This is a genomic window from Geitlerinema sp. CS-897 (assembly GCF_028368005.1).
Lineage (GTDB): Bacteria > Cyanobacteriota > Cyanobacteriia > Cyanobacteriales > Geitlerinemataceae > Baaleninema > Baaleninema simplex.
In genome coordinates, this window is the sequence record NZ_JAQNCQ010000380.1 from 1 (window position 1) to 4,816 (window position 4,816).

Below are 4,816 nucleotides of genomic sequence, written 5' to 3' on the forward strand. Positions count from 1 at the left end.
CCTTGGTGTGTAGGGTAAATGCTTGTAGCCTATATCTGGAAAGGAATTTCGCGATTTGAGCAGACTTTTTATACAGTTTAGCAAAAACTCTTGCCCTGTAAGGGTTTAAGCGATTTCTTGCATAGTAAGTTCGGAAGAGCCGTCAATTGTTTCCTTCGTGAGCTTCTCGCCGCCATTTTTCCATAGCCACAAGCCCACAATACCCCATTCAATCGGTTCCATTGCTTTCCGAGTCTATTTCTACAACAGCTTGGTCTAGCATAACAAAATCAGAAAATGCAGAGCTGGCAAAGGACGCAGCCAACTTTGCCCCTGTCACAATCGCGATCGCTGCTTTACGCCTGTGCTTTCAGTTTCTCGACTGGCTCGGACGTTCGGCTACACTGTAAACAAGATTGGCGATCGAGCGATCGCCGTGTCAGTTCGCTTCAGTCAACTCAATTCAACATCAGATAATGCGATCGATGTGAAAAATTCACATCGTCACAGCCATGATTCAAACTCATCCTAAATTTCTAAACCTCGAAGAATTTATCGATCGATATGGCGATCGCGATCGCTACGAACTTATCGATGGAGAATTAATCGACTTGGAACCGACCGGATTACACGAACAAGTTATTAGTTTTATCAGTCGAAAACTGAATGTCGAGATCGATCGCTTCGATTTACCTTACTTTATTCCTCACCGCTGCCTCGTTCGCATCTCAGACAACACCGCTTTTCGCCCCGATCTCATCGTACTCGATAAGACTCAACTCGTCCGCGAATCACTCTGGAAACACCAACCGATAATCACTTCAAATATTGCGATTAAACTCATTGTAGAAGTGGTTAGCACCAACTGGCAAAACGACTACGCCCGTAAAGTCGAAGATTACGCGCTATTTGGCATTCCTGAATATTGGATTGTGGATTATTTAGGATTGGGCGGTCGTGAATATATCGGAGACCCCAAACAACCCACAATTACCTGCTGTCAATTGAAGAGTGACGTATATGAAAAACGCAGGTTCCGACAAAACGAAACGTTCGCCGCTTTAATCTTTCCAGATTTACAAATTCCAGCCGATGCTATCTTTACTGCTGGACAACTTTAATATAGGAGTTATAGATACCGAATTTTTGACGATTTTTCTGTTTGAGATGCACCCTTTTTGTGTGGCTTTTGTTGAGCTAATAAGGAGTAATGCTACTTTGGTTTTTGAATCCTTGCCACGAAAGGATTATGACCAATCGGCATCATTTGGAGGCGGTTCGCTCGATTTTTCTGTTGGCTTCGGGTTTCCGCCCCCTTAAGAGTAAGATACAGGAGAAACTACTATTTTTAGACGAACATCAAATCGCCTGCAAAAGCCAAGTTACCCCAGTCATGTCGCGTTCTAATTCATCGCATTCAGCCTGTTGGCTCTGAATATAACTCGCCGATTCAAGTTTGAATGTGGCGATCGCTCAGATCGAGATCGATCGTAGTCGTTAGTTTTTCTTCGGCGCGATCGCACTCTGAGGTTCTCGCTTGTTGTAACAGCACCTCAACTGTATGTTTTGCATCTGGCGTCAATCGATCTCGATTTCGACACCACTCGGAAAACGACTCGAGTGTTTTACGATCGAATCCCAAAAAGGGAATCAAAACAAATCGCTGTATTTTGGAAATAATCCATTCAAAAGGTTTCTTGATGTCGAGATCGAGTAAATTTTTCTTCATAAGATCGGCGTAAAATTGTGCGATCGCTCCGATCTTACGCCAATCTTTAAAGTGGCAACAGACTGTGCGGTAGATTGGGACGAATAAGAAGAAATTTTTCAACATCAAACTGATGCAGTTGAATGCAAGCGAAGCCAACGGTAGAGGGCGATCGGGCGACATTCACTTTACAATAAACTGCGATGACTGGCGTTCTAGATACCCTTACCACGATGACATCTCGTTCCCTCACAATTACCGTTAAGTTATTTGCAGCGTACCAGGAAGCTTACGGCGTTCCTGAAGTGACGTGGAACTTCCCCGTGGGAACCCCCGTATCTGCGGTTCTCGATCGCTGCGCGACCGACTATCCCGAACTCCAGAAATGGCGCGAACTTACGCGGTTTGGAGTCAACCTTCAGTTCGTTACTCCAGAGACGCCGCTGCGAGACGGTGACGAAGTGGTGCTGATTCCTCCCGTGAGCGGAGGTTAACATCGGTAAAAAATCTGTAACACTTGCAACAATTTTTGTGACGATAGTTTGAAATTTCTTAGACGATCGCGGTACGATCGAGCAGAAAGATTATAGAAAAAGTCAATAATTATGAACGCTCGAGAACTCGCCCGCGAACGAATGACCCGCGATCGCCACCAGGAGGAAAACCGTCACGATGCGATGTTAGAACGGGCAGAAGAAGAATTCGATAACCCGAACAAAACTGACCCGGACGCTCGCAAGCAACTGACAGAGGAACGACACCACGACCAACACCTGCACGACTCGATGCGCGAACGGGCAGAAGAGGAAATGCAAGGATAGTTAAGAAAGAAGTCTCGGGCGATCGATATATAAAACTTTACGTTCGCTAGACATCGACGATCGCGGACGCCTTTGTCAGATCCAACGCGCGATCGCCCCTGACCCCAGACTCTCTAAATCCTCACAAACTCTAGACTATAGCCCGCGATCGCCCTCTCCCATGAGGGCGCTTTTTTGGAAAAATTTTAATCCCGACAAAAAAAGTCGGGATTTGTTGACGCCTCTTGACCCCCATGTTACGATTGCTCACCAAGTTGAGTTAAAAAAGGATACAAATACCATGACGCAAGCGATCGAGCGCCTCAAAAAAACTGGCACAGCCACCTTTACTCACCTGCAATGTAAAGAATGCGGCGCTGAATACGAAGCCACCGCCCAACACGTCTGTGAATTGTGTTTCGGTCCGTTAGAGGTCAAATACGACTACGACGTACTGCGCCGTACCGTCACCCGCGAAACCATCGAAGCCGGTCCCCATTCCATCTGGCGCTATCGTCCCTTCCTCCCCGTCACCACCGACACGCCCATCGACGTAGGAACTGGCATGACGCCGCTTGTCGAAGCCCGTCGTTTGGCGCGTCACCTGGGACTGAAGAAGCTTTACATCAAAAACGATGCCGTCAATATGCCCACCCTCAGCTTCAAAGACCGGGTGGTGTCTGTTGCCCTAACCCGCGCCCGCGAGTTGGGATTCTCCACGGTGTCCTGCGCCAGTACCGGAAACCTCGCCAATTCCACCGCTGCGATCGCCGCCCATGCCGGCCTCGACTGCTGCGTGTTCATCCCCGCCGACTTAGAAGCCGGTAAAGTTTTGGGAACCCTGATTTACAACCCGACGCTGATGGCGGTGAAAGGGAATTACGACCAAGTCAACCGTCTGTGTTCGGAAGTGGCGAACACCCACGGATGGGGCTTCGTCAACATCAACCTGCGTCCGTATTACTCTGAAGGATCTAAAACCCTAGGGTTTGAAGTCGTCGAACAACTGGGGTGGAAACTGCCCGATCGCATCGTGGCACCCTTGGCGTCCGGTTCCCTGTTCGGCAAAATTTACAAAGGCTTCCGCGAATTCGTCGAAGTGGGCTTAGTCGAAGACAAGCACGTTTCCTTCAGCGGCGCCCAAGCCGAAGGCTGTTCTCCCATCGCCCAAGCCTATAAAGAGGGTCGGGATTTCATTTCCCCCGTCAAACCCAACACCATCGCCAAATCGATCGCGATCGGTAACCCCGCAGATGGCGTCTACGCTCTCGACATCGCCCGCAACACCAACGGTTCCATCGAATCGGTCAACGACGCGGAAATCGTCGAAGGCATGAAACTGCTGGCGGAAACCGAAGGCATCTTCACCGAAACCGCTGGGGGAACCACCATCGCCACCCTGAAGAAACTCGTCGAAGCCGGACAAATCGACCCCGACGAAGTGACCGTGGCGTACATCACTGGAAACGGTCTCAAAACCCAAGAAGCCGTACAGGGTTACATCGGCGAACCGCTGACGATCGAACCGAAACTCGACTCTTTCGAGCGGGCGTTAGAGCGCTCTCACACCCTCAACCGCCTCGAATGGCAACAAGTTCTCGTTTAATTTGTTCCCGTTGACCGAGTCCCGATTTCCAGAAAGCCAAACACTTATGTCCGTTAAAGTTCTCATTCCCACGCCCCTGCAAAAGTTCACCAGCGATCGCGCCACCCTTGAATGCGAGGCGAAGACAGTGGCGGAACTCATCGACGCTTTAGAAGAGTCTTATCCTGGGATTAAAGCGCGTTTGTGTGACGATGCGGGAAAACCGCGCCGCTTCCTCAATTTTTATGTCAATAGCGAAGATATTCGCTTTCTCGACAATACAGAAACCTCTCTCAACGACGGTGACGAGGTGAGTATCGTCCCGGCTGTCGCTGGGGGGTAAAAGCGATCGAGCCAAGTCGCTCGAAATCTCCTACAACTCAACTTAATGCGTCATGTTTGAAGAGGTACGTTTTGCGTGCCTCTTTTTTCGGTTTCTAGGCGGCGATCGTAAGTTTCAATTGACAATCAAAATTTATTGTATTGAGTCCAAAGCTTAATTTGGCGATCGTGTCCACTACTAATCAAATTTTGGCGGGTGAATAACACAGAGGTGAACGATTCAGAATGTCCAGACAAGGTAAAAATTTGCTTTCTCTGATTAATCCCACATTCCGCACTTCAAATGTAGTGTATAAGTAGTATAAAGTGAATCGGAAAGGAATTAGGTATTTCGACTCAGCCAACTGACCCCTTGACTTGAAAATAACATTCAAGAGCCAACTGACTTGACAAAAATAGTAG

The 4,816-nt window shown here is 48.4% G+C and carries 6 protein-coding genes; 5 read left to right on the forward strand and 1 reads right to left on the reverse strand.

Annotation, left to right across the window (positions count from 1 at the left end; all coding sequences use genetic code 11):
• Positions 1-491 precede the first annotated feature (491 nt).
• The gene (locus tag POG22_RS24295) at positions 492-1,100 is read left to right on the forward strand and encodes a Uma2 family endonuclease (RefSeq protein WP_498907439.1); all 609 of its coding nucleotides are present in this window, start codon (positions 492-494) and stop codon (positions 1,098-1,100) included.
• Positions 1,101-1,429: 329 nt separating this feature from the next.
• Here the strand turns inward: POG22_RS24295 and POG22_RS24300 are convergent, their stop codons facing one another.
• Positions 1,430-1,708 carry a hypothetical protein gene (locus POG22_RS24300; RefSeq protein WP_498907440.1) on the reverse strand — a complete coding sequence of 93 codons (279 nt, stop codon included), beginning with the start codon at positions 1,706-1,708 and terminating at the stop codon, positions 1,430-1,432.
• Positions 1,709-1,890: 182 nt separating this feature from the next.
• On the opposite strand from POG22_RS24300, the gene POG22_RS24305 reads away from it, so the two are divergent.
• From POG22_RS24305 to POG22_RS24320, 4 genes are all read left to right on the forward strand, one after another.
• Entirely contained in the window at positions 1,891-2,181 is a 291-nt protein-coding gene (locus tag POG22_RS24305; RefSeq protein ID WP_498907441.1) for a MoaD/ThiS family protein, read from the forward strand.
• Between the two features lie 111 nt (positions 2,182-2,292).
• Positions 2,293-2,508, forward strand: a complete 216-nt coding sequence (locus POG22_RS24310) for a hypothetical protein (RefSeq protein WP_498907442.1) — start codon at positions 2,293-2,295, stop codon at positions 2,506-2,508.
• Between the two features lie 280 nt (positions 2,509-2,788).
• On the forward strand, positions 2,789-4,093 hold the full coding sequence (thrC, locus tag POG22_RS24315; RefSeq protein ID WP_498907443.1) for a threonine synthase: 1,305 nt from the start codon (positions 2,789-2,791) through the stop codon (positions 4,091-4,093).
• Between the two features lie 46 nt (positions 4,094-4,139).
• Positions 4,140-4,415 (forward strand): MoaD/ThiS family protein, encoded by a 276-nt coding sequence (locus POG22_RS24320; RefSeq protein WP_498907444.1) that lies wholly within the window; start codon positions 4,140-4,142, stop codon positions 4,413-4,415.
• Positions 4,416-4,816: the final 401 nt, after the last annotated feature.

Coding starts and splice junctions, on each gene's coding strand:
- POG22_RS24320 (WP_498907444.1), top strand. CDS start 4,140: ATGTCCGTTAAAGTTCTCATTCCCACGCCCCTGCAAAAGTTCACCAGC.
- thrC (WP_498907443.1), top strand. CDS start 2,789: ATGACGCAAGCGATCGAGCGCCTCAAAAAAACTGGCACAGCCACCTTT.
- POG22_RS24300 (WP_498907440.1), bottom strand. CDS start 1,708: ATGAAGAAAAATTTACTCGATCTCGACATCAAGAAACCTTTTGAATGG.
- POG22_RS24305 (WP_498907441.1), top strand. CDS start 1,891: ATGACTGGCGTTCTAGATACCCTTACCACGATGACATCTCGTTCCCTC.
- POG22_RS24310 (WP_498907442.1), top strand. CDS start 2,293: ATGAACGCTCGAGAACTCGCCCGCGAACGAATGACCCGCGATCGCCAC.
- POG22_RS24295 (WP_498907439.1), top strand. CDS start 492: ATGATTCAAACTCATCCTAAATTTCTAAACCTCGAAGAATTTATCGAT.